The organism is Stenotrophomonas maltophilia R551-3 (assembly GCF_000020665.1).
In the GTDB taxonomy this organism is placed as follows: Bacteria; Pseudomonadota; Gammaproteobacteria; order Xanthomonadales; family Xanthomonadaceae; genus Stenotrophomonas; species Stenotrophomonas maltophilia_L.
In genome coordinates, this window is record NC_011071.1 from 3,630,600 (window position 1) to 3,652,127 (window position 21,528).

The following is a 21,528-nucleotide window of genomic DNA, read 5'->3' on the forward strand; positions in this document are numbered from 1 at the left end:
ATCACTTCTTGTCCTCCTTGCCGGCTTCAGCCTTCTGCTGTTCCTGCACCTCGGTCTCGTCCAGGTAGCGATAGGTCTTGACCGTGCCGGACAGTTCCAGCGCACCACTGCGGACGTTGCCGCCGGTCTTGTCCTTGGGCTTGAGGTTGATGTCGTGCATGGTCAGGATCACCACCCGCGGCAGCGAGGCGACGCCACTGACGAACGCGCCGAACTGGTGGTAACTGCCCACCATGCGCAGCTTGATCGGCTTCTCGGCGTAGAACTCCTTCACCTGCTCCTGCTCCGGCTCGAACAGCTCGTTGGTCAGGCCGCTGGACAGCGCCGTCTGCGAGATGTCGATGATCAGATCGGGCATTTCGGTCTTGCTGGGCAGCTGCCGCAGCATCTGCTGCAGCACCTGTTCCATCTGTGCCAGCTGCTGCTTCAGCGGCGCCAGGTTCACCGCGCGTTCCTGCTGCTTGGTGAACTCGGTGCGCAGCTCGACTTCCTTCGATTCCAGGCCGGCCAGTTCCTCGCGCTTGCCGCTGATCAGCAGCATCCACGCCACGAACATGATCACCAGCGCCAGCAGCGAGCAGAAGACGATCTTGGCCTTCTGCGGCCAGTTGCCGATGTCGTTGAAATCAAGGTTCTTCAGATCGATCTTCTGGCTCATGCGCGGTCCCCCTGCAGCGGGGCATGGAAGGCCTGCGGCGGCTGCGCCAGGCGGCTGCCCTCAGGCTTCGGGGCGGGCTTGGCAGCCGGCTGGTTCGGCGCGGCCGGTGGATTGGCCGGTACTGCTGCAGGTGCCGCCGGAGCCGCCGGAGCCGCCGCTGGCTGGCCTGCGGCCGGTGCCGCCGGCGTGGCAGCATCCGGACCCGCGGCAAGCGGAGCCACGGGTGCCGGCGCTGCCGGCGCAACCGTGCCGTCTGCGTTCAGGCCCGGCGTCGCCGCCACCTCTTCACTCTGTGCCGGCAGCTTCACCTTGACCACGAACACGTACGGCAGCGCCTTCATGTCCGCAACCGGACCCGCCTTGCCGTCCTTGTCCTTCTCCGGATCACGCGCCTCGATGATCGACAGCTCCGGGTTGGTCATCCAGCCGGAGGTATCCAGGTTGCGCATGTAGGCCGAAACACGGGCATTGGACTGGGTACGGCCTTCCAGGGTCAGTACATCGCCTTCCTGCTTCAGCGCGGTCAGTACCACGCCGTCAGGAATGGTGCGCACCAGCGCATCGAACAGGTGGACCATCTGCGAGCGCTTGGCCTGCAGTTCCTCGATCACCTTCTTGCGGGCCAGCAGGCGTTCCTTCTGGGCGTCGAGGCGGTCGATCTCCTTGTTCTGTTCCTTGACCTTCTCGATCTCGGCTTCCAGATAGGCGTTGCGGTCCATCTGGCCGCTCACCTGGCGGTCGTAGTAGAACCAGATCACCAGCGACAGCAGCAGGCCACCGATCGCGGCCATGCCCAGCATTGCGTAGAACTCACGCTGGCGTTGCTTGCGCCGCTCGGCGCGCCAGGGCAATAGATTGATGCGCGCCATCAGTCGAAGCTCCTCAGCGCCAGACCGGTGGCGATCATCAGCGCGGGGGCATCCTGGGCCAGCGCATGTGCGTTCACCTTCGGGCCCAGGGTCATCTGTGCCAGCGGGTTGGCGATCACGGTCGGCACGCCCAGCTGCTCTTCGACCATTTCCGGCAGGCCACCGAGCACGGCGCAGCCACCGGCCAGCACAATGTGATCGACGCGGTTGAATTCACTGCCCGCATAGAAGAACTGCAGCAGGCGGCTGATCTGCTGGACCGTGGCTTCCTTGAACGGCTCCAGCACTTCCATCTCGTAGCTTTCCGGCAGCCCGCCCTGGCGCTTGGCCAGGCCCGCTTCCTCGTAGCTCAGGCCGTAGCGGCGCATGATCTCGTCGGTCAGCTGCTTGCCACCGAACACCTGTTCGCGGCTGTACAGGCTGCGGCCACCGCGCAGGACATTGAGGGTGGTCATGGTGGCGCCGATGTCGACCAGCGCGACCACGCCCTCGATGGACACCGGCAGCTCGCTGGCGACCAGGGCATAGGCGTTCTCGACCGCGAAGGCCTCCACGTCCATCACCTTGGCCTGCAGGCCACCCAGTTCCAGCGCGGACTGGCGCAGTTCCACGTTTTCCGAACGCGACGCGGCCAGCAGCACCTGGACCATCTCCGGGTTGTTCGGGATCGCCCCGATCACCTCGAAGTCCAGGTTCACTTCCTCGATCGGGTACGGAATGTAGTTGACCGCTTCCAGCTCGATCTGGGCTTCCATGTCGTTCTCGTCGAGCTCGGCCGGCATTGGGATCACCTTGGTGATCACCGCCGACCCAGCGACGGCGGCAGCGGCCAGCTTGGCCTTGCTCCCCGAGCGGTTCATCGCGCGGCGGATGGCCTCACCCACGGCCTCCACTTCCACGATGTTCTTCTCCACCACCGCATTCGGCGGAAGAGGTTCCACAGCGTAATGTTCCACACGAAAACGATTGCCACTGCGGGACAGCTGCAAAAGCTTTACCGCAGTCGAACTGATGTCGACGCCTACAAGCGGCGACTGACTTTTTGGGATGAGCCCCACGGTTTCTCCCCTGCCGACGGGCACTTGGACGCAAGACCTGCGCCCGAGCATTAATAACGTATTCTTAGCAAATGGCAACGGCCCTGCTGTGAAGTCCCTCACGGATTCACCATGCAGCCCCTGACTGTTCCCTTTGCGCTCCCCGGCGACGACCCCAGCCGCCACCTTGCGTAATCTATACTCTGCGACCACGAAATTCGCAATCGGAATCTGAACCCGATGACTCGACTCCGCCGCTGGCTGCGCTGGATCTTCCTGATTGTCCTGGTCCTGGCGCTGATCGGCGCGGCCGCCGTAGGCGGTCTGTACTATGCCGTTTCCTCCAAGCTTCCCGACGTGCAGACCCTGCGCGACGTGGAAATGCAGGAGCCGATGTACGTCTACGCTGCCGACGGCAAGCTGATGGCGGTGTTCGGCGAGACCCGGCGCACCCCGATCACCATGAAGGATGTGCCCGAGCGCCTGAAGCAGGCGTTCCTGGCCACCGAGGATGCCCGCTTCTACGAGCATGGCGGCGTCGACTACATGGGTATCGGCCGTGCCGTATGGCTGCTGGCCACCACCAGCGACAAGCGCGTGCCCGGTGGCTCCACCATCACCCAGCAGGTCGCCCGCCAGTTCTTCCTCAGTTCCGAGTACAGCTACACCCGCAAGCTGGCCGAGATCCTGCTGGCGCGGAAGATCGAGTCCGAGCTGAGCAAGGACGAGATCTTCGAGCTGTACCTGAACAAGAGTTTCTTCGGCAACCGTGCCTACGGCGTGGCCGCCGCCGCCGAGTTCTACTACGGCAAGAAACTGAACGAGCTGGACCTGGATGAAATGGCCTCGCTGGCCGGCATCCCCAAGTTCCCGTCTTCGGGCAACCCGATCTCCAACCCGGAACGTGCCCGCCAGCGTCGCGACAACTACGTGCTGCAGCGCATGGCCGACCTGAAGTTCGTCAGCCAGGCCGAGGCCGATGCGGCCAAGGCCGTGCCGATGCACGCCACCGCGCACGAGCCGCCGGTGCAGGTCGATGCCCCGTACGTGGCCGAGCTGGTGCGCCAGGAAATGATCGCCCGCTTCGGCGGCGATGTGGTCAACAAGGGTTACCACGTCACCACCACCATCGATGCGACCCTGCAGACCGCCGCCAACCAGTCGGTGCGCGACGGCCTGCTGCTGTACGACCACCGCCACGGCTGGCACGGCGTGGAGAAGCAGGTGCAGGTGGGGGCCGGCGAAGACGCCGCCGCTCTGGCCGAGCACCTGCGCGGCATGTTCGGCCAGGCCGGCCTGCTGCCGGCCATCGTTGCCAGCACCGGCGCCGATGGCAGCGCCACCGTGGTGCTGGCCAACCGCAGCGAGATCGTGCTGCCGGCCGGCGCCGCCAAGTGGACCAACAAGACCCCGGGCAAGCTGGTGCAGCGCGGCGACATCGTGCGCGTGCGCACCGGCGCCAAGGAAGGTGAGTGGCTGCTGGACCAGCTGCCGCGCGGCCAGTCCGCCCTGGTTTCGCTGGATGCCCACAGCGGCGCGCTGAAGGCACTGGTCGGTGGCTTCAGCTTCTCGGGCAACAAGTTCAACCGCGCCACCCAGGCCCGTCGACAGCCGGGGTCGAGCTTCAAGCCGTTCGTCTACGCCGCCGCCTTCGACAAGGGTTACAACCCGGCCTCGATCGTGCTCGACGCCCCGGTCGTGTTCCGCGACCGCCGCGGCAAGACCTGGGCCCCGCAGAACGACGGTGGCGGCTTCCGCGGCCCGATGCGCCTGCGTGAGGCGCTGGTGCAGTCGCGCAACCTGGTCTCGGTGCGCCTGCTCGATGGCATGGGCGTGGACTACGCGCGCAAGTACATCAGCGAGTTTGGTTTCGCCGAATCGGAACTGCCGCCGAACCTGTCGATGTCGCTGGGTACCGCCTCGCTAACCCCGTTGTCGGTGGCCCGCGGCTACGCCGTGTTCGCCAACGGCGGCTCGCGCGTGGACACCTGGCTGATCGACCAGGTGAACGACCGCGACGGCAACCTGGTGTTCAAGGAAAACCCGGCGATGGCCTGCCGCGACTGTGCCGGCAGCAGCGGCCAGCCGGTCAACCAGGTGGTGGACGGCTTCAACTTCGGCGCTCCGGCCCCGAAGGTGGACCCGGCTGCTGCGGCCAAGGCCGAAGCCAAGACCGAAACCCCGGCCGCGCCGGTCAACCCCGATGCCCGCACCGCCCCGCGCGCGATCGACGCCCGCACCGCCTACCAGCTGGTGTCGATGATGCGCGACGTGGTCCAGCGCGGTACCGGTGCCCAGGCCAAGGTGCTCGGCCGCGAGGACGTGGGCGGCAAGACCGGCTCCACCAACGACCACCGCGACGCCTGGTTCTCCGGCTTCGGCGGCCCGTACGTGACCACCGTGTGGGTGGGCCGCGACGATTTCCGCTCGCTGGGTTACCGCGAATACGGTGGCAAGGCCGCCCTGCCGATCTGGATCGACTACATGCGCACCGCGCTGAAGGACACCCCGATCGCGCAGAACGAGCCGCCCAGCGGCATGGTCCAGGCCACCCTCAACGGCGCCACCGAGTGGGTGAAAGTGGAAGACATGGACCGCCTGACCGACTACGACCTGAACCTCAATACCCCGCAGGCCGACGCTGCCGCGTTCGATATCTTCTGAGGAAGGGTGCGGTGGGTGCCGCTCTGGTAGATGCCAACCTTGGTTGGCGCCGATGCCGCCCCGGTAGTTGCCAACCTTGGTTGGCGCCCTGTGCCGACCAAGGTCGGCACCTACCAAAGCCTTGGTGGGTGCCAACCTCGGTTGGCACCGATGCCGCCCTGGCAGATGCCAACCTCGGTTGGCGCCCCGTGCCGACCAAGGTCGGCACCCACCAAAGCGGTTGCATCCGCCATACCCACGCAGATGTCACATCCGTGCGCTAGTCTGTAGCCAGGTCGCAACAGGGAGTCATCGCATGCATCGCGCCCGTCAGCATGCTGCCAGCCAGACCCGCGAGCGGCGCCACCGCCTCGCCCACGAAGCCGCCCGCCTGATGGCCGAAGGCGGCATCCGCGACTACCACCAGGCCAAGTTGAAGGCCGCCAGCCGGCTCGGCATCCACGACGATGCCTCCCTGCCCCGCAATACCGAGATCGAGGACGCCCTGCGCGAGTACCAGCGGCTGTTCTCCGGGCCGCAGCACGGCAACGAACTGCAGCGCCGCCGCGAAGCCGCGATGCGCGCCCTGGAGTTCCTGCACGGCTTCGCCCCGCGCCTGGCCGGCCCGGTGCTGGATGGCACCGCCGACGCCAACAGCCCCGTGCAGCTGCACCTGCACAGCGACGACCCGGAAGCCGTGCACCGCTTCCTGGACGAACACGGCATCCCCGCCGAATCGCGGACGCGTCGCCTGCGCATGGACCGCGAGCGCTGCCTGGACGTGCCGGTGTGGGTGTTCAGTGCCGAAGAGCTGACCTTCGACCTGGCGGTGTTGCCGTATGACGCCCTGCGTCAGGCACCGCTGTCACCGGTGGATGAGAAGCCGATGCGGCGCGCGTCCGTGGCGCAGTTGCGGCAGGTGCTGGCTGAGGCGGAGATCACCGCGTATATCGGCGGGTGACGGTAGCGCCGGCCCATGGCCGGCGAGCGCAGCAGTGTGGGACGGGCGTGGTGGGGGGCCGTGCCGGTCTTTGTAGGTGCGGACCGTTGGTCCGCACGGTGTTTCGGACATTCGGATACCTGACCAAAGAGCAGCCGAGCGTGGGCTCGGCTCTTGTGTCTTGGATCGTGCCCTGATCAGGCACAATCCCCCGGTGACCCGGGAGGCTCCGATGACGCTGCCTCGGCTCTTAAGCCTTCGAGCTTGCAAAGTAGATTCAGCGCGTCGGCGGCCTGACACCGCCATGGAACTTGAACGGTATCTTAGGCCCGCCATCGGGTGAGAGCCTGTACTCACAAGGGCAAGTCTGGCGGCTTCCGATCACGATCGTAAGTTCAAGCTGGAGCGAAATCATGCAATTTATCGGCATCGACGCAGCCAAGGCAACTTTTGACATCGCCCTGCCTCTATCTCACGGCAAGTATCGAACCAAGGCCAAACTCCCCAATACGCCAAAGGGTTTTGATGAGCTTCTGGCCTGGCGCGCCAAACATGCGCCGAACGCGGCGGTAGGTATGGAGGCTACAGGCATCTATCACGAGGCCTTGGCTCAAGCACTGGTGGAAGCGGGGGTAGTGGTTCATGTGGCCAATCCCGCCCGAGTAAAGGCGTTTGGGCAGGCGGAGGGGATGCGGACCAAGACTGACCGCAGCGACGCCAAGCTGATTGCCCGGTTTTTTGAGGCACAACGCTCGGAAAAGCTGTATCCCTACGTTCCACCGACGCCCTCGGAGGTGAAGCTGCGCGCCTTGGTACGGCGTCGAGATGATCTCCAGGAAATGCTGCAGATGGAGCACAACCGCCTGGACGTTGCCGATATCTCGGTCCAGCAAGGGATCAAGGATGTGATCCGGACGTTGGAAGAGCAGATCAAGCAGGTCCAGAAGGCGATTGAGGACCATATCGATAACGATCCGGACCTGCGCCGGCGTCATCAACTGCTTACCAGCATCCCCGGTGTAGGCAACACCAGCAGTGCCCAGCTGTTGGCCATGCTGGGGGATCTAAGCAAATACAGCGACGTGCGCCAGGTGGTTGCCCACGCGGGCCTGAATCCGGCCCAGCGTCAATCAGGAAACTACGAAGGCAAATGCCGGATATCACGCGTCGGCGACGCCAATTTCCGCAAAAAGCTGTACATGCCGGCGCTGACCGGGAAGACCCACAACCCCACACTGAAGTCCTTTGCAGACCGGCTCAGCGCGAAAGGCAAGCCCTTCAAGGTCGTCATGTGTGCAGTGATGCGCAAGCTCATCCATCTGATTTGGGGCGTACTGAGAAGTGGCCGACCCTTTGAGCCTGACGTCGCCCTTGCCTAGGCGAGGGCGACACGGTATCTACAAGGAGCGCGGTCCCCGCCTTTGGTGGGTGCGGACCGTTGGTCCGCACGGTGTTTCAGACATCCGGATGCCTGACCAAAGAGCAGCCGAGCGTGGGCTCGGCTCTACAGGGGGCCGGTTGCGGTGTTACAACGGCATTCCGTTTCGAGACTCCGGCGTCGATCCCGTCATCCACTTCGGCAACCACGACACTGGTGCGCGCCGTGGGTACTCCGCCATCATCCGGGCATGCATTCTCTGCAGATCGTTCAGCAGCCATGTCTGGTGATAGATGTCGTCGAACGAGTCCGACCAGCCACTCTTCACCCGCTGGCGCTCGTTGTCTTCCAGATTGGGCAGCAGATCCATCGGCTCGTCCAGAATCGCCTGCAGCGCCCGGTTGACGCCCGCGTTCTCCTCCGCCGCCTCGCGCAGGAACGCGATGCGCTCCTGCACGCGCTCGCAGCGGTAAGGCACGCATCCATCGGTCGCGTCGATGTACTCGGCGATATCCGTCAGCAGGCTGGCCTTCAACCGCCAGGCGACCTCACCGTCCAGCACCTGCCGCACCCGCATCGTGCGTACCGTGCTGGCCCGGATCTCCTCCGGCGTAGTGAACGCCTTGCCGGGCGTGGTACCGCCATGGCGCACCAGCACGATGCGGCGGATGGCCTCGTTGGTGATGCCCTCCACCCGCAGCGCAGCCGCCTGCGGATGCATGCGCGGCGGCGGCGCGCTGGTGAACTGCCAGTAGTACCAGAGCAGCGCCACCACTCCCATGAGGCACAGTGTGCTGGCCAGCATCCAGGCATCCAGATGCCGGGTGTAGTAACGATACCGGGCACGCCACACGTAGAAGCTGCGGTAGCTCATGAACCAGCTTACCCATCGATACATCGCCATCTCCTGGGCGAGGACCCCGGCGCGACGGGGTGGATTACGCGCGTCACGCCGGGGCTCCATGGCTTACCAGCCGATGCCTACGCCGACGCCCATGCTGCGCTCACCGCTGTTGGTGAACGCACCATTGAGGCTGAAGGTGGCCGAGCCCTTCTCGTTGAGCACGCGCTGGTAACCCACCGCCATGGCCGACTCGCCTTCGGCGTAGCCGACGCCCGCACCGAGACGGTTGTAGGTGGCCAGGCCGGCCGTGTTCATTGCCATCGCCGTCTGAGCGCTGCTCATCGCCGCCATGCGGTTGAAGCGCTTGTCCATCTTGTCCAGGCGGCGTTCGACGTTGCTGATCGCGCCATCGGTGTACTCGTTGGCGCGGGCCAGCATCTTCTCCAGCTCGGCGGTGTCGACCTGCGGCTTCGGCGACTCGTCCTTGTTGGCCTTCGGCTGCGGCGTGGGCTTGTCACCCTCGCCCAGCGAAGCGACCTGCTGGGAATCCTTGCCTTCCGGTACCACAGGAGTTTCCTCGGCCTGCGGCTTGGGCACCGAGGACGACGCCAGTGCACGCGGTGCTGGGGCATCGTCGATGCGCTGCTCCAGCCCATCCATGCGGCCGTTGAGCTGCTGCTGCATCGAATGCAGCTGGCCACCGTTGACCGCATCGCGACTGCCGGCCGCGATCAGGCCGTTGGCCACATTGGAGATGACCATGCCGTTGGCACCCGCGAGGGTGAGCTGGTTGACGCCGTCGGCGCGGACCGAGGGGGTGTCCTGGAAGACGGAGCGGAGCTGGGTTTCGACCTTGTCCACGCGCGAGGTTGTGGTGACGACCGCGCCATCGAGCGCCTGCAGTGCACCGTTCAAGGTGGACTGTGCCTGGCCCTGGACGTTGAAGCTCGGGCCGACGATGTTGCCGTTTGTATCCACCTCGCCGCCGAGGGCGGAAAGCGCACCGCGCAGCTGGCCGACGGTGGCGGCATTGTGATTGGCGGTGCCGTTGGCGACATTCACCAAGCGCCGCCCTGCGGCCAGACTACCGAACGATACAGTGTTCGCCTCGGTTGCCTCAGAACCTGCACCCACTGCCACTGACCAAACCGCGCCAGCACCCACCTTGGCACCGGAGCCCATAGCGATTCCGTGCTGTGCGCTCACTTGAGATCCCGCGCCCACGGCAAAGCCGCCAACTGCTCGCTCCTCAACATATGAACCTCTTCCCAGCGCCACAGAATTAACGCCAAGCGCCGCTGCATAGGCTCCAAGCGCCGTACCACCGTCAGCCCCAGTCCTTGCAGAATCGCCGATTGCCACGCCCAAGAAGCCAGCGAAGGCATCTTCGCTCAACTCATCTGTATTGATCTTCAGGAAGCGTCCTTGATGCTCAATCTTGGATACCCGATCACTGACGCCAAACAACTGGCGACCGGTAACCACGTCGTGACTATCCCCAGAGACTGAACCATCGCCCACACCAGTCAAACGCGCACCACCGAAGTCGATCGGGCCGTTTGCATCCATCTCTCGCATTGCCTGCTGCCCCATCTCCCGCTTCTTGCGCATTGCCTCCAGATCATTCCGATTCTGCGAGATCTTCTGCTCTGCGGCGTACAGCTGGTTGCCCGTTACGGCATCACGGCTTCCTTGGGCCACTCGGCCATCGGCAAGATTGGTCAACACCATGCCATTCACGCCATTCAGCGCGATCTGCCTCGTGCCGTCGGCGCGGGCCGAGGGTGAATCCTGGAAGATCGAGCTGAGCTGACCTTCCACCTTGTCCGCGCGACGGCCGGCGGTGATGACAGCGCCATCGAGTGCCGTCAGCGCATCCTCGACGGTGTTCTGCGTTCCGCCTTGCAGCGTGTAGGTCGGAGCGATGATATTTCCGTTGCCGTCCATGCCTGCGCCGCCGCCGAGAGTGGCGAGGGAATCATTGAGCTGAGAAACGGTGGTGGCGTTGTGGCCAGCTGTACCGCGGGCGATGTTTACAAGGCGGCGCTGGATGCCGACACTCCCGAATGACACAACCCCAACTTCATCAGCTTGGGAACCCATTCCAAGTGCCAACGAGCCGTGAGCTCCGCCTTCAACGCTTGCGCCAGCACCGATCGCTACACCTCCACGTGCACCGCCAGCGTCTCCGCCGACCTGTGCACCGACTCCCATTGCGAACCCATTCTCGGAATCCACAGAGACACTCGCCGCTCTACCGATTGCGGTGGAGTTCCTTCCCATCGCCTCCGCAAACGTGCCCACCGCGGTCCCTCCTTCTAGTCCAGTCTTTGCTGAATTTCCGACCGCAACACCTGCCACACCGGCTGCTGCGCGCTCACTGATTGGCGCTGAGCCTATACTCACAAACTGCGCGACATCCTCAAGATCTGAGACGCGTGAATTGGTTGAATGCAGCTGCTTACCAGACACAGCCTCGGCACTACTTGCGCTCAAGAGCCCATCTGCAACGCCACTGATTCTCCGATTGGCATTGGTACTGTTACGCACATCCAACGTCGTACCGCTGTTCTTCTCACCCAGGCGCACATTGCCGGACGCGGAAACCTGCGCCACCAGCCCGCCCAGCGCCGCTGTCTCGGTCAGTGCCTTGGCTGCATCCGTCTTCGCCACGGCAGCTTCCGTGCCCGCAGACCTGGCTATACCCTCCACCGTCGCCACCTTGTCATTGGTGGTATTGAGCTGCCTACCATTGACGGCCTCATAGCTGCTGGCGCCGACTACACCATCGGCCACTCCGGTCAGCTTCCGATTCGCGTTCGCACTGTTGCGCACATCGAGCACGGTGCCGCTGTTCTTCTCGCCAACACGAACGTTGCCGTTGACAGCGACTTGACCGACAAGCCCATTCAGCACTCCGGTGTCAGCCAGCGCCTTGTCCGCGCTGACCTTCGCTGCGCTGGCTGTCGCCTGTGCCGAATTCACGTTCGCGTTGGTTTCATGGAGCTGCTTGCCGGTCACGGCCTCATTGCTGGTCGCGCTGATGGCCCCTTCGGCGACGCCCACGATCTTGCGATTCGCATTGGCGCTGTTGCGCACATCCAACTGCGTGCCACTGTTCTTCTGGCCCAGACGAACACTGCCATTGGCAGCGGTCTGGTTGACCAGGCCACCCAGCACCACCGTCTCGGCCAGTGCCTTGCCCGATTCCACCTTTGCGGCATTGGCGATGGTCGTCGCTCCGTCAGCTGCTGTCTGGGCCTTGGTCACGGCCTGGTTGGTGACATGAAGCTGGTTGCCGGTGATGGCATCGGTGCTACCGGCCCCCACCACACCATCGGCGATGTACTGGATCTTCCGCTTCCTGCTGGCGCTGCCGACCGATACCGAATTGGCCGAAGCGGTCACTGCACCTGCGCCCAGCGCAACGGCATTCTCATGTGAGGCCTGAGCGCGGTCACCCAGCGCCACGGAGCTGGTGTTCGTAGCCTTGGCCAGATTGCCCAGTGCGCTGGCGAATTGCGCCGTCGCCTCACTGCCACGCCCCAGCGCGGTGGCCTGGCTGGCGCCTGCCTTGCTCAGATAGCCAACCGCCGTAGCGTGCTCTGCCTCGGCCTTGGCGTCGCCACCTACGGCAATAGAGAAGTTGCCGCTTGCGTTTGCACGGAAGCCGGTTGCAACGGCGCCGTTGGCGCTACGGGTTCCGGCGCCAACCGAGACACCCGCGTTCTGGTTGGCCACCTTGTTACCGTCCGCATCCACACCAGCGCGCGCGTCGTCGCCCAGCGCTACGCTGCGGCCGTTGTACGCCTTTGCGTTGTTGCCGAGTGCGGTGCTGATGCCGTAGCTGCCGCTCTCTGCGGTGGCACCGTTGCCCAAAGCCAAGGTCGTTGCATCGATGCGGTTCGTGGCGGCCTGTGCGATTGACTTCACTGCGGCCAGCTCACCCGTCACATCGCCTGCGGTCTTCTCCACGGCCGCGAGCCGGGTATTGGTCTGGAACAACTGGTTGCCAGTGATGGCATCGGTGCTGCCGGCACCCACCACACCATCGGCGACGTATTGGATCTTCCGCTTCCTGCTGGCGCTGCCTACCGAAACGGAGCTTGCCGAAGCGGTTACCGATCCGGCGCCAATCGCAACAGAGTCCTCGTGCCCTGCGTGTGCACTGTTTCCAAGTGCCAGCGAATTGATGCCCGTTGCCCTGGCAAGATTGCCGACAGCGGTGGCGAACTTCGCCGTTGCCTGTGTCCCTCGCCCCAAGGCCGTCGTCTGCTGGGCACCTGCGATACTGGTTTTTCCGAAGGCGGTACTCAACTCCTCATTGGCGACGGCATCGGAGCCGATCGCAACGGAGAAATTGCCACCCGCAACTGCCTTGTGACCCATGGCAACGGCGCCGTGCGCACTGCGGGTGCCGGACCCGACCGAGACTCCTCCCGTCCTGCCATTGACCTTGTTTCCTGCCACATCTACGCCTGCGCGAGCGTCGTCGCCGAGCGCAACGCTCGCTCCGTTATAGCCCTTGGCATTATTACCCAGCGCAGTACTTGCGCCACGGGAAGTATCCGACTCAGCGACGGCCCCGTTGCCGAGCGCCAGCGCCGTCGCATCCACCCGATTGTTGACCGATTGCGCAAGGGCTTGGGTCGCAAACAGCTGCTTGCCGCTGACGGCGTCCGTGCTTGTTGCATTCAAGCGCGCATCGGCCACGTTGACGATTCGTCGCTTGGTCGACGCGTTGCCGACGGAGACCGAGTTCGCCTCGGTCGCTTCAGAGTTGGCGCCGATGGCGACCGAGCCATTAGCCAGTGCCTTCGCATGGTGACCGAGCGCAACGCCGCTGAACTCTGCACGCGCGTTGCCACCCACTGCAATGGCTCCTGAGTAGCCAGCGGTTCCCGCAAATGCATTTCCTCCAATCGAGATGCGGGATACACCCGCCGTGCTTTCAACTGTGCGGGCGCCACTACCTACTGCTATTGAGTTCTGAGAATAAGCACGAGCATCGTGACCGACAGCAGTGGTACCAACACCCGACGCAACCGAACTCGCACCGAGCACTGTGGAGTAGCCGCCCGTGGCTTCCGCCTTGTACCCAACCGCCACAGCCCGGTCCCCCTTTGCAATCGCCTCATTTCCGACAAGCACGCTTCCCCTCCCTGCCAGCGCCGACGCGGTGCCGACGACCACGGAACCCCAACCGTTGATGCTGGATCTGGAGCCCAGAATCATCTGCATGTCACCATTGAGGGTTGAGTCTTTGTAGTAGGCATCGTTCACGATGGCGCCTTGCACCACGATCTTGCGTGGTTGCGCAGCGAACAGCGAAGAGATCATTGGAGAGCTGGACAGGAACCTAGCCACCTCTTCCTGAGGCTCTCCGTTCTCATACTCATCCTTCGGGCGCTCTTGTGCTGATGCAGACATCCCGACCGATGCAACAGCCGCCAGTACCAGCAACCGCGGCTTGGTCCGAGAGGATTTTCTGCGCGGACTACTCAACTCACTGCCCACCACCCAGCATTGCTTGGCCACACTCCAGATACGTCGATAGATTCGATTCATGCTTGCTCTCCTTAACACCAAAGGGATATGAAGCCCCGCGCTTGCGCGGGGTGATAGAGGGTCAGGCGCTTGGCGACAGGGTCGCTATGTGATCGCGATAGCCGTCGTTCGACAGGCGGTACTGCAACTGCAGGGCGCTGCCCGGCTGGAGCTGGAACGGCAAGGTCAGCGCAGCATCGGGGTAGAGGCTTTTCGACAGCTCGTGCGGTGCACATACGCCAGCGGCATTGCACTCGGACGCACCGGTGATACCCACACGCAACGTGCCGGTATTGCGCAGGGTGTTGCCCTGCAGTTGCAGATCCACGGTGCCCTTGGCAGGCACCACGTTCACCAGCGCGCCCCAGACCAGGCTGACGCCGACGTTGGCCTGCGCCGCCTGCTCGTCGCCCTCCAGGATCGTGCCGTCGGGACCATTCACGCCCTCGAAGTAGATGCGATAGGCCGCTTCTTTTTCGACGGTCTGCAGCGGAATCACCCGGATCAGGCGATTGCCACCACCGCTGAGTGCGAACTTGCCAGGCGTGATGGCAATCGCCGCATCGGCAGCTTCCACTTCGATCTCTTGCTCCCCCACCTGCGCCGGGTTGTTGATGCGCAGCAGCCGCGCCTGCACGTACTGCGGCTGGGTGGATTGCGAGTACACGCGGATCTTCGTGCCATGCTTGGCGTCCACCGCCGCACGCATCGGATGAATGGACAGATTGGCCTGTGCCGGTGGGGCCAGCAGTGCACTCAACGGCAACAGGCAGAACAGCAGCTTCTTCATGATGAGCCTCCGTGGGGATCAGGGTTTGGCGGTCGGCACGCGCAGCTCTACCGTCAGCTCGCCGTCGTAGAGACCGGGGCGCTTGCCGGCGATGGGCGTAGGCGGTGTCTCCAGCGTCAGTGGCGTAGGCACGCAGTACACGGGTTGGCTGATGCCCGGCAGCAGCACCATGCGCAGTTGCGCGCTGTCGATACCGCGCAGCAGCTGTTCCTCACCATGCTTCATCGCCAGCAGATTGCCGCCATAGCTCAGGCCGACCTGGTAGTCGAGGCGCTGGGTATCGTCGCTACCGCCATCCTGATGCCAGACAGCAAAGTCACGCCCTGGTGACGGTCGCGGCCCACTGTCGCGCACAGTGACGCCGAGGAATTCGCTCTGCGAACCCACGCCGTCGTAGAGGCACATGTCAACGTCCTTGCGCCCGGCGACGACCTTGCGGATGGGGTCGTAGCGCAGGTCCATGTTGACCAGCGGTGCAACACCGTCGAAGCCGGGGAAGTAGATCGAGATCGCGTCGTAGTCGGTGACGGTGAAGTCGAAGTTGAAGGTGGCCGTGGCGACCGGTGCTGCGGCCGGGTCAGCCTTGATGTTCAGGCGCATCGTGGCCTTCCAGTGGCCTGCGACGAGCCGCGAGATCTCGCGTTGAGGCAGAATCATCTCGACGCCGGTGCCGAGCGGCTGATCTGCCCCACTCCCTATGCCACATGTGTACCAGAATGCTGCATTCAGAACACGCGGTACTGAGTCCCAGTAATCTAAATTGCAGCGATATCCCGACATGACCCGCTGCAGGTTTCCTACTGCACGAATCTCGGTACGCAGGCCAGTCCTTAGTTCAACGAGACGTAACGCTATCTCTGTTGTTCCTGTTCCCCCTGACGAGGTCAGGTCACCTTCCGTCGGACACCGCCCAAACTCACTATCAGAAGCAGACCCACAAACCACATGGATCTGCCCATACTTCATCGCCAGGTCGTGGCTAAACCCCAGCACCGTCCGCGGCGCCCACAACTCCACATCACCCGGCACGGCCGAGCGATCCCAGGTCATCACGATGTCCCGGCTCTGATCCGTCGGGTGCGTCTCCGGCGGCCACTGCGCCCACGCCCTCGGCGCCAGCACCACCAGCGCACACACCAGCATCAACACCAACAACACACGCCGGTTCATGGCGTTCCTCCTGCAGCAGCGGTCTGGGGCGTGGCGGCAATCAACGCGCGCTCCTGCAGCAGCCGGGTCACGCGGGCCTGCTGGCGGATCTCCGGCGGCAGCTGGGCCACGGCCAGCGGCTCGCAGTGCACGGCGCCGACCAGCAGCACCACCTGGCGGCGCTCGCGCACCTGCAGCGGGCAGTGCAGCAGGCGGTCGTCCTGCAGCAGGTACAGCGTTGTTTCGCGACGCGGGAAGTCGGCGACGAAGCCACCGTTGGCACTGGTGCCGGGCACCGGCGCGTTGAGGATGCGGGCGCCGCCCAGCGGTGCTCCGGCAAGATCCTTGGCGTTGCCGATGAAGGTGTAGGTCACCTCGATCGGCACCGGCATGCGCATCAGCCGCCCGGGGCTGAGGAACATCGGCCGTGCACCACCCACGCCGGTCACGCGGATGGCGGCGATGCTGTCCAGCGTGCTGGCGTCCTGCACTTCAGCGCGGTGCGACTGGTACGACGACAACGGCAGCAACCGGCGCTCGCCAATCTGCAGGCGTTGCCTGCGCAGGCCGCCCACCTGCAGTTCGGCCGCCACGCCACGCAGGTCGACGTCGTCGGTGTCGGCCACCTGTACGGCCAGGCCAGCATCGGCACCGTTGCTGCCGCTCCAGTAGAAGCCGCGCTTGCCCAGTGCGAAGCCGGAGCTGTGCATGCCGCTGTAGGCGGTCTCGCTGCGGCCGCGCTGCTGGTAGTGCGCCAGCGTGGCACCGCTCTGGCCCAGGCTGTTCTGCAATTGGCCGCTGAGCGTGGCGCTGTAGCGGTCACTGTTGTTGGCGCGTAGTTCGGCCGACAGCTCGCGGTACTGCGCATCCACCTCCTGGCGCAGGCTATGGCCAACGCTGTAGTTGATGTCCGGGCGCTGATGCTGCGGCTGCCGCACGTCCACGCTGTAGCGGCGCTGGCCGCTGCTGGCGGTGCCACGCAGCAGGCGGGTCAGGCTCAGGTTGAAGTAGATGCCGCGGTCGCGTTGATCACTGCCGCGCAGGCTGTCGCTGGCACGCTGCTGCCACACACCCACGCGGGTGGAGACGCTGAAATCCTGCCAGCGATGGCTGCGGCTGAAGCTGGCCTGCCAGGTGCGGCTGAGCTGCGGCTCGCGGCGCGGTTGCCACGGCGGTGGCGGTGGCAGCAGCGGGTCCAGCCCGGCCAGCGGATCGTCTTCCGCACCCGGCAGGATGCGTCCCGCGCGCCAGGTCTGACGCCGCGTGTAGCCCACATAGGCACTGCCACCAGCCAGCGGCAGCGCCATCGAAGCGCTGAGCGAGTTGGTGCAGCCCAGCTGGTCGCGGGCGTCGGCCTCGAACTGGCAGGCCTTGCCGCGCATGCGCTGCTGGTAGATGTTCCAGGATGCGATGCGGCGGTACGACAGCTGGTGCTGCTGGCCGGTGCTGCCATCGTTGCCGCGCATGCCGCCGAAGCTGGCGCGCAGTTCCTGGGTGGCGTACAGGCGGCGAAGGTCCACACGCAGCTCGCCATAGCGGAAGCCGCCGAGGTCGGCGGCACCGGCCACCATCGCCACGTCGCGGCCCAGCGGGACGCGCATCCCGGCCACCGCCACGCGTTCGCCATCGAAGCGGTCACTGCGGCGCTCGTTGCGCCTGCCGCCCTGCACGAACCACTGCCACTGGCTGTTGGTCCAGTCGCCGCCCTTGTCGAACGGTGCGTCTTCGCTGCGCACCAGCACGCCATCTTCGTAGATGCGCAGGGTGACGTTGTAGTTGCCGAACGGGAAGTTGCGGGTGTCGATCTGGTTGATGCCGGCCTGCAGGTAGGAGGTCTGCAGCAGGCGCGTGCCGTCGTAGGCATCCACGCGTGCGTCGCGTGCCAGCAGCACGGTCAGCGGCGTGGCCTGCACGGCGGCATCGGCGTCCACATAGGCCTGGGTGGTGCCCACGCGCAGGCCCTGCAGGCGGTCCAGCGGCAGCATGCTGAAACTGAAGGTGCCGCCCTGCGGGCTGGACAGGTTGCGGCGGTCCATGCGCCCGGCCTGCAGGTAGTGCGCCTGCCCCAGGTCGTGACGGTAGTAGACGTTGTCGAACTGGAACTCACTGTCACTGCCGCGGCTGCGGTAGCGCTGCTGGTTGAAGTTCCATTCGGCGGAGACATGTCCGCGATCGAACAGGCCCAGCACACCGGTGCCGCGCGCGGACAGCGTCTGGTAGTCACGGCTGCCACTCACATTGATCACCTGCTGGTGCAGGAAGGCGTTTTCGGCGTTGGCGCTGACGGTGTGGAAGCGTTCGGCAGCCGGCTTGCCCGGAATCCACTGGCGGGCGACGAACAGGCGCACCGCGCCCTCGCCTTCGTCGTACAGCGCGCGCACGGCGGCGGGGTCGTCCGGTGGATCGAGATAGCCGCAGCCGGCAGTAGCGCCACCGAAGCGGCAGGCCAGATGGCTGTTGCGCGGCATCGGCTGGGACAACGCGGGCAGCAGCGCGGCCTGCGCCTCGACGGGCAGATCCAGCGCCTGCAGCACGCCTGCCGGATCTTCCAGCTGCACGTGTTCAAGGGTCACGCGCACCGGCGACAGCCCGGCCGAGCGGCCGAACAGTTGGATGTCGAGTTGTTCGGTCTGGCCTTCGACCAGATCCTCGAAGCCGGGCGGGACGCCGCGCGCCGCCGCCAGCGGCGTTGCCAGCACCAGGGCGAGCGCGACCGCCAGCCGGGTGATGGCGGGGGCGTGTGGGGTCATGAGGGTACCGCTGGAGAAGCGGCCGGCCCGAGTCAGGGGCCGGCACAGGAACCGCGTTGAATCAGGGCTTCTGGTTCAGCACGATGTTGACGACGCCCGAGTAGCGACCCTGGGTGGTCAGCGGTGCCGGAGCGGTCTGCGCGATGACCAGCGGCATCGAGATCGACGCGCCCGGGGTCGAGCCTGCACCGGTGAACAGATCGGCCGCAGCGTATTCAATCGGGGTCAGGCCCAGATCGCGACCGTTGAGGCTGACCTTCATCGGCACGGTGACCGTACCGTCACCGTTGGCCAGCACGAACGCACCACCGATCTTGGCTTCGATATCGGCGGTGTCATCGTTGGAGTGGATGCGCACGTGCTGGGTGTCCGGAATCAGGCCACGCAGCGGATCGTGGGTCAGGGTGACGGCGTCCGGCAATGCGCTGCCGTCGTCGCGCAGCAGGGCCAGGGTCGGGTCGACGTCGGCATAGACGGTGATCTTGGTTTCCACGGCGTGCGCGGACAGCGAAGCCGTGGCCAGCGCTGCAGCGAGCGCGGCCTTCTTGAGAATGGCGTGCATGGGTTGTCTCTCTCGGACAAGGGGGAATGAGAAAGCCCCCCTCCCCAAAGGAGAAAGGGAGGGAGGCGCCGCCCGCAGAGGTGGTTGCGGGCGACGGAGAGAATGTTAGGAACCCATTGTCCTGCCGGCCATTCAAGCATTCCTAAAACGTTGAGCGTTAAGAAGAATCTTTGAATGAGTTCAACGTTCCAGGCTTATGCAATTTCCCTCATTCGGTAAATGCAAAAAATCTCATTGCTTCGCCTTTGTAGAGTCGAGCCATGCTCGACTGCTGTTCGCGCTATGCGTGCGAGTCGAGCATGGCTCGACTCTACAGTGGTTCATCCACGCATGGCGTGGATCTACAGACAAGGTTATGCAACTTCCCTCACGCGTTGAATACAACAAACCCCATTGCCTCGCCTTTGTAGAGTCGAGCCATGCTCGACTGCTGTTCGCGCTGTGCGCGCGAGCCTCAGCCTGCGGGCACCACGGTCACGCGATCAACATCGATGTCGGTCGGCTTGAACCGATGCGTGTCGACCTCGCCATGCGGTTCCACCACCGTACCCATCCGATGGCCTCCGTCGGCAGATCGTCGTCGATCTCCTATTCGATCAAGGCGATGACAACAGGAAGGACTCCATTGCCTCCACCAGTACCAACGGTGTCTCATTCATCGGGTAGTGTCCTGCATCCTCCAGAACCTGCAGCGTGGCCTGCCGGTAGCGGCGCAGATAGGTGCGCTCCATCAGTGATCGGTTGAAGGTCGGATCGTGCCCGCCTATCAGCACCTTCAACCGGTGCTCGCCAACGATCTCGTCGCTGAAATCGGTATCTGCCCACGCGGGAAGATAGGCAGCAAACGCGTCAGGCGCGGAGTGCTGCATTGAATAGCGGGCCTTCCAATCCAGCCAGGCTGCAGGCAGTCTGCCGCCAGTACTGCGATCGATGATGGCCCTTCGGCTGGCCACGCTGCCGGCAGCACTCTCCAGAAGTCCTCGCGTGGATGCGTCATAGGCAATGCCACCACAGGGGACGGGTGCGATGGCCAGCATGGAGCGCACCCGCTGGGGCGCGAGCACGGCGATGCGCTCGATGGCCATGCCTCCCATGGAATGCCCCGCCACACTGAATGTCGCCAGTCGAAGTGCATCGGCGAGCGAGAGTGCGTCACGGGCGATTTCGTCGATGCTGTACTGCCCCGCCACATCGCGCATGCCGCCGTAGCCACGGCAGTCCATGAAGATGTAGCTGAAGTGGTCGCGTGACAGCCATGGCTCGATCGGTTCGAACGCGTGTGCGTCGCCGAACCAGCCATGCAGGACCAGGACGGAGTGAGGCCCCTGCCCCACGCGATGAAAGGTATTGGCCATGAAGCATTGCCGCAGTGAGGAGGAGTGTTGATGCTAGGCAGCGCAGGCCCGGCCCACCGTCGATGACAGGTCAACCGCTATAGAATCCGGGCCATGCGCAATTCACTGCTCGATCCCTACGAAGACCTGCCGCGCGATGTCGTGGTCACCTCGAACGACTATGCAGCGTCGTCCACCTTTCCCCGCCATGCCCATCGACGCGGGCAGTTCGCGTTCGCCGCGCGCGGCACCATCAGCGTGACGACACCGCAGGGACACTGGCTGGTGCCGCCACGGCGCGCCTGCTGGGTTCCCGCCGGGCTGGCCCACGAGATGACGATGCGCGGGCCGGTGACGATGCTCAACGCCTTCCTTTCCATCGAGGCCGCTGCTGCGGTGGCGATGCCGGCGCAGTGCCACGTGTATGCCGTTTCGCCGCTGCTGCGGCAGCTGCTGGAAGGCGCAGTGGACCTGCCTGCGTTGTACGACGAGGACGGGCGTGCGGGCAAGCTGATGCAGTTGCTGGTTGCGGAGATCGCGTCGATGCCGATGCTTTCCCTGCATGCGCCGTTGCCTGCCGATGCACGCCTCGCGCGCGTCTGCCTGGCGCTGTTCGATGCGCCCTCGCTCGCCATCGGGCTTGATGAGGTGGCTGCGGATGCAGGCATGAGCCGGCGCACCTTCACGCGGACGTTCCGCGCAGGTACCGGGGTGAGTTTCGCCGAGTGGCGGCAGCAGGTATGCCTGCTGGCAGCCATCGAACGGCTGGGCCAGGGGCAGGCAGTGACCCGCGTGGCACTGGACCTGGGGTATGCGAGCCCCAGCGCGTTTTCTGCCGCGTTCCGGCGCGAACTGGGGTGTTCGCCGAGCCGGTATTCAGAGGTGTAGTGCCGGGCAGGTGTTTGGTTGCCGTGCGGACCAACGGTCCGCACCCACCACCCGTCGACGGTCCGCAGCCACCCTCCGCCGAACGCGATCGGGGCAAAAAAAACGCCCCGCGGATGCGGGGCGTTCTCGGCACAACCTA

General features: G+C 64.7%; 14 protein-coding genes. 4 read left to right on the plus strand and 10 right to left on the minus strand.

Annotated features, from left to right (window positions below):
- Position 1: 1 nt before the first annotated feature.
- Genes SMAL_RS16460 through SMAL_RS16470 form a run of 3 tightly spaced genes read right to left on the minus strand, consistent with a single transcriptional unit; the run spans position 2 to position 2,585 of the window.
- Positions 2-658: a type IV pilus inner membrane component PilO gene (locus SMAL_RS16460; RefSeq protein ID WP_006388913.1), complete on the minus strand. Its 657-nt coding sequence runs from the start codon at positions 656-658 to the stop codon at positions 2-4.
- On the minus strand, positions 655-1,527 hold the full coding sequence (locus SMAL_RS16465) for a PilN domain-containing protein (RefSeq protein WP_012511976.1): 873 nt from the start codon (positions 1,525-1,527) through the stop codon (positions 655-657). The genes SMAL_RS16460 and SMAL_RS16465 overlap by 4 nt, the downstream gene beginning before the upstream one ends.
- Positions 1,527-2,585, minus strand: coding sequence for a pilus assembly protein PilM (locus SMAL_RS16470; protein WP_006388916.1), 1,059 nt, complete (start codon positions 2,583-2,585; stop codon positions 1,527-1,529). The genes SMAL_RS16465 and SMAL_RS16470 overlap by 1 nt, the downstream gene beginning before the upstream one ends.
- Before the next feature lie 219 nt (positions 2,586-2,804).
- Between SMAL_RS16470 and SMAL_RS16475 the strand changes: the two genes are divergently transcribed.
- The 3 genes from SMAL_RS16475 (at position 2,805) to SMAL_RS16485 (ending at position 7,526) form a co-directional block, all read left to right on the plus strand.
- Positions 2,805-5,228 carry a penicillin-binding protein 1A gene (locus SMAL_RS16475; RefSeq protein WP_012511977.1) on the plus strand — a complete coding sequence of 808 codons (2,424 nt, stop codon included), beginning with the start codon at positions 2,805-2,807 and terminating at the stop codon, positions 5,226-5,228.
- 295 nt (positions 5,229-5,523) lie between these two features.
- Positions 5,524-6,168 carry a hypothetical protein gene (locus SMAL_RS16480; protein WP_012511978.1) on the plus strand — a complete coding sequence of 215 codons (645 nt, stop codon included), beginning with the start codon at positions 5,524-5,526 and terminating at the stop codon, positions 6,166-6,168.
- A gap of 392 nt (positions 6,169-6,560) precedes the next feature.
- A complete protein-coding gene (locus SMAL_RS16485; protein WP_012510657.1) occupies positions 6,561-7,526 on the plus strand; it encodes an IS110-like element ISStma4 family transposase in 966 nt (321 codons plus the stop codon).
- 147 nt (positions 7,527-7,673) lie between these two features.
- Here SMAL_RS16485 and SMAL_RS16490 read toward each other — a convergent pair whose 3' ends face one another.
- The 7 genes from SMAL_RS16490 to SMAL_RS16520 all read right to left on the minus strand — a co-directional run bounded on the left by SMAL_RS16490 (position 7,674) and on the right by SMAL_RS16520 (position 20,522).
- Positions 7,674-8,423, minus strand: coding sequence for a hypothetical protein (locus SMAL_RS16490; RefSeq protein WP_012511979.1), 750 nt, complete (start codon positions 8,421-8,423; stop codon positions 7,674-7,676).
- A gap of 69 nt (positions 8,424-8,492) precedes the next feature.
- Entirely contained in the window at positions 8,493-13,937 is a 5,445-nt protein-coding gene (locus SMAL_RS20635; protein WP_012511980.1) for an ESPR-type extended signal peptide-containing protein, read from the minus strand.
- Positions 13,938-13,998: 61 nt separating this feature from the next.
- A complete protein-coding gene (locus SMAL_RS16500; protein ID WP_012511981.1) occupies positions 13,999-14,706 on the minus strand; it encodes a fimbrial protein in 708 nt (235 codons plus the stop codon).
- 18 nt (positions 14,707-14,724) lie between these two features.
- Positions 14,725-15,876, minus strand: a complete 1,152-nt coding sequence (locus tag SMAL_RS16505) for a CblD like pilus biogenesis initiator family protein (protein ID WP_012511982.1) — start codon at positions 15,874-15,876, stop codon at positions 14,725-14,727.
- Positions 15,873-18,605: a TcfC E-set like domain-containing protein gene (locus tag SMAL_RS16510; RefSeq protein WP_012511983.1), complete on the minus strand. Its 2,733-nt coding sequence runs from the start codon at positions 18,603-18,605 to the stop codon at positions 15,873-15,875. The genes SMAL_RS16505 and SMAL_RS16510 overlap by 4 nt, the downstream gene beginning before the upstream one ends.
- 61 nt (positions 18,606-18,666) lie before the next feature.
- Positions 18,667-19,167: a CS1 type fimbrial major subunit gene (locus SMAL_RS16515; RefSeq protein ID WP_012511984.1), complete on the minus strand. Its 501-nt coding sequence runs from the start codon at positions 19,165-19,167 to the stop codon at positions 18,667-18,669.
- Between the two features lie 596 nt (positions 19,168-19,763).
- Entirely contained in the window at positions 19,764-20,522 is a 759-nt protein-coding gene (locus SMAL_RS16520) for an alpha/beta fold hydrolase (protein ID WP_012511986.1), read from the minus strand.
- 93 nt (positions 20,523-20,615) lie between these two features.
- Here SMAL_RS16520 and SMAL_RS16525 point away from each other — a divergent pair, with 93 nt between their 5' ends.
- The gene (locus SMAL_RS16525) at positions 20,616-21,389 is read left to right on the plus strand and encodes an AraC family transcriptional regulator (protein WP_012511987.1); all 774 of its coding nucleotides are present in this window, start codon (positions 20,616-20,618) and stop codon (positions 21,387-21,389) included.
- Positions 21,390-21,528: the final 139 nt, after the last annotated feature.

Coding starts and splice junctions, on each gene's coding strand:
- SMAL_RS20635 (WP_012511980.1), bottom strand. CDS start 13,937: ATGAATCGAATCTATCGACGTATCTGGAGTGTGGCCAAGCAATGCTGG.
- SMAL_RS16465 (WP_012511976.1), bottom strand. CDS start 1,527: ATGGCGCGCATCAATCTATTGCCCTGGCGCGCCGAGCGGCGCAAGCAA.
- SMAL_RS16475 (WP_012511977.1), top strand. CDS start 2,805: ATGACTCGACTCCGCCGCTGGCTGCGCTGGATCTTCCTGATTGTCCTG.
- SMAL_RS16500 (WP_012511981.1), bottom strand. CDS start 14,706: ATGAAGAAGCTGCTGTTCTGCCTGTTGCCGTTGAGTGCACTGCTGGCC.
- SMAL_RS16505 (WP_012511982.1), bottom strand. CDS start 15,876: ATGAACCGGCGTGTGTTGTTGGTGTTGATGCTGGTGTGTGCGCTGGTG.
- SMAL_RS16480 (WP_012511978.1), top strand. CDS start 5,524: ATGCATCGCGCCCGTCAGCATGCTGCCAGCCAGACCCGCGAGCGGCGC.
- SMAL_RS16485 (WP_012510657.1), top strand. CDS start 6,561: ATGCAATTTATCGGCATCGACGCAGCCAAGGCAACTTTTGACATCGCC.
- SMAL_RS16525 (WP_012511987.1), top strand. CDS start 20,616: ATGCGCAATTCACTGCTCGATCCCTACGAAGACCTGCCGCGCGATGTC.
- SMAL_RS16490 (WP_012511979.1), bottom strand. CDS start 8,423: ATGTATCGATGGGTAAGCTGGTTCATGAGCTACCGCAGCTTCTACGTG.
- SMAL_RS16460 (WP_006388913.1), bottom strand. CDS start 658: ATGAGCCAGAAGATCGATCTGAAGAACCTTGATTTCAACGACATCGGC.
- SMAL_RS16515 (WP_012511984.1), bottom strand. CDS start 19,167: ATGCACGCCATTCTCAAGAAGGCCGCGCTCGCTGCAGCGCTGGCCACG.
- SMAL_RS16510 (WP_012511983.1), bottom strand. CDS start 18,605: ATGACCCCACACGCCCCCGCCATCACCCGGCTGGCGGTCGCGCTCGCC.
- SMAL_RS16520 (WP_012511986.1), bottom strand. CDS start 20,522: ATGGCCAATACCTTTCATCGCGTGGGGCAGGGGCCTCACTCCGTCCTG.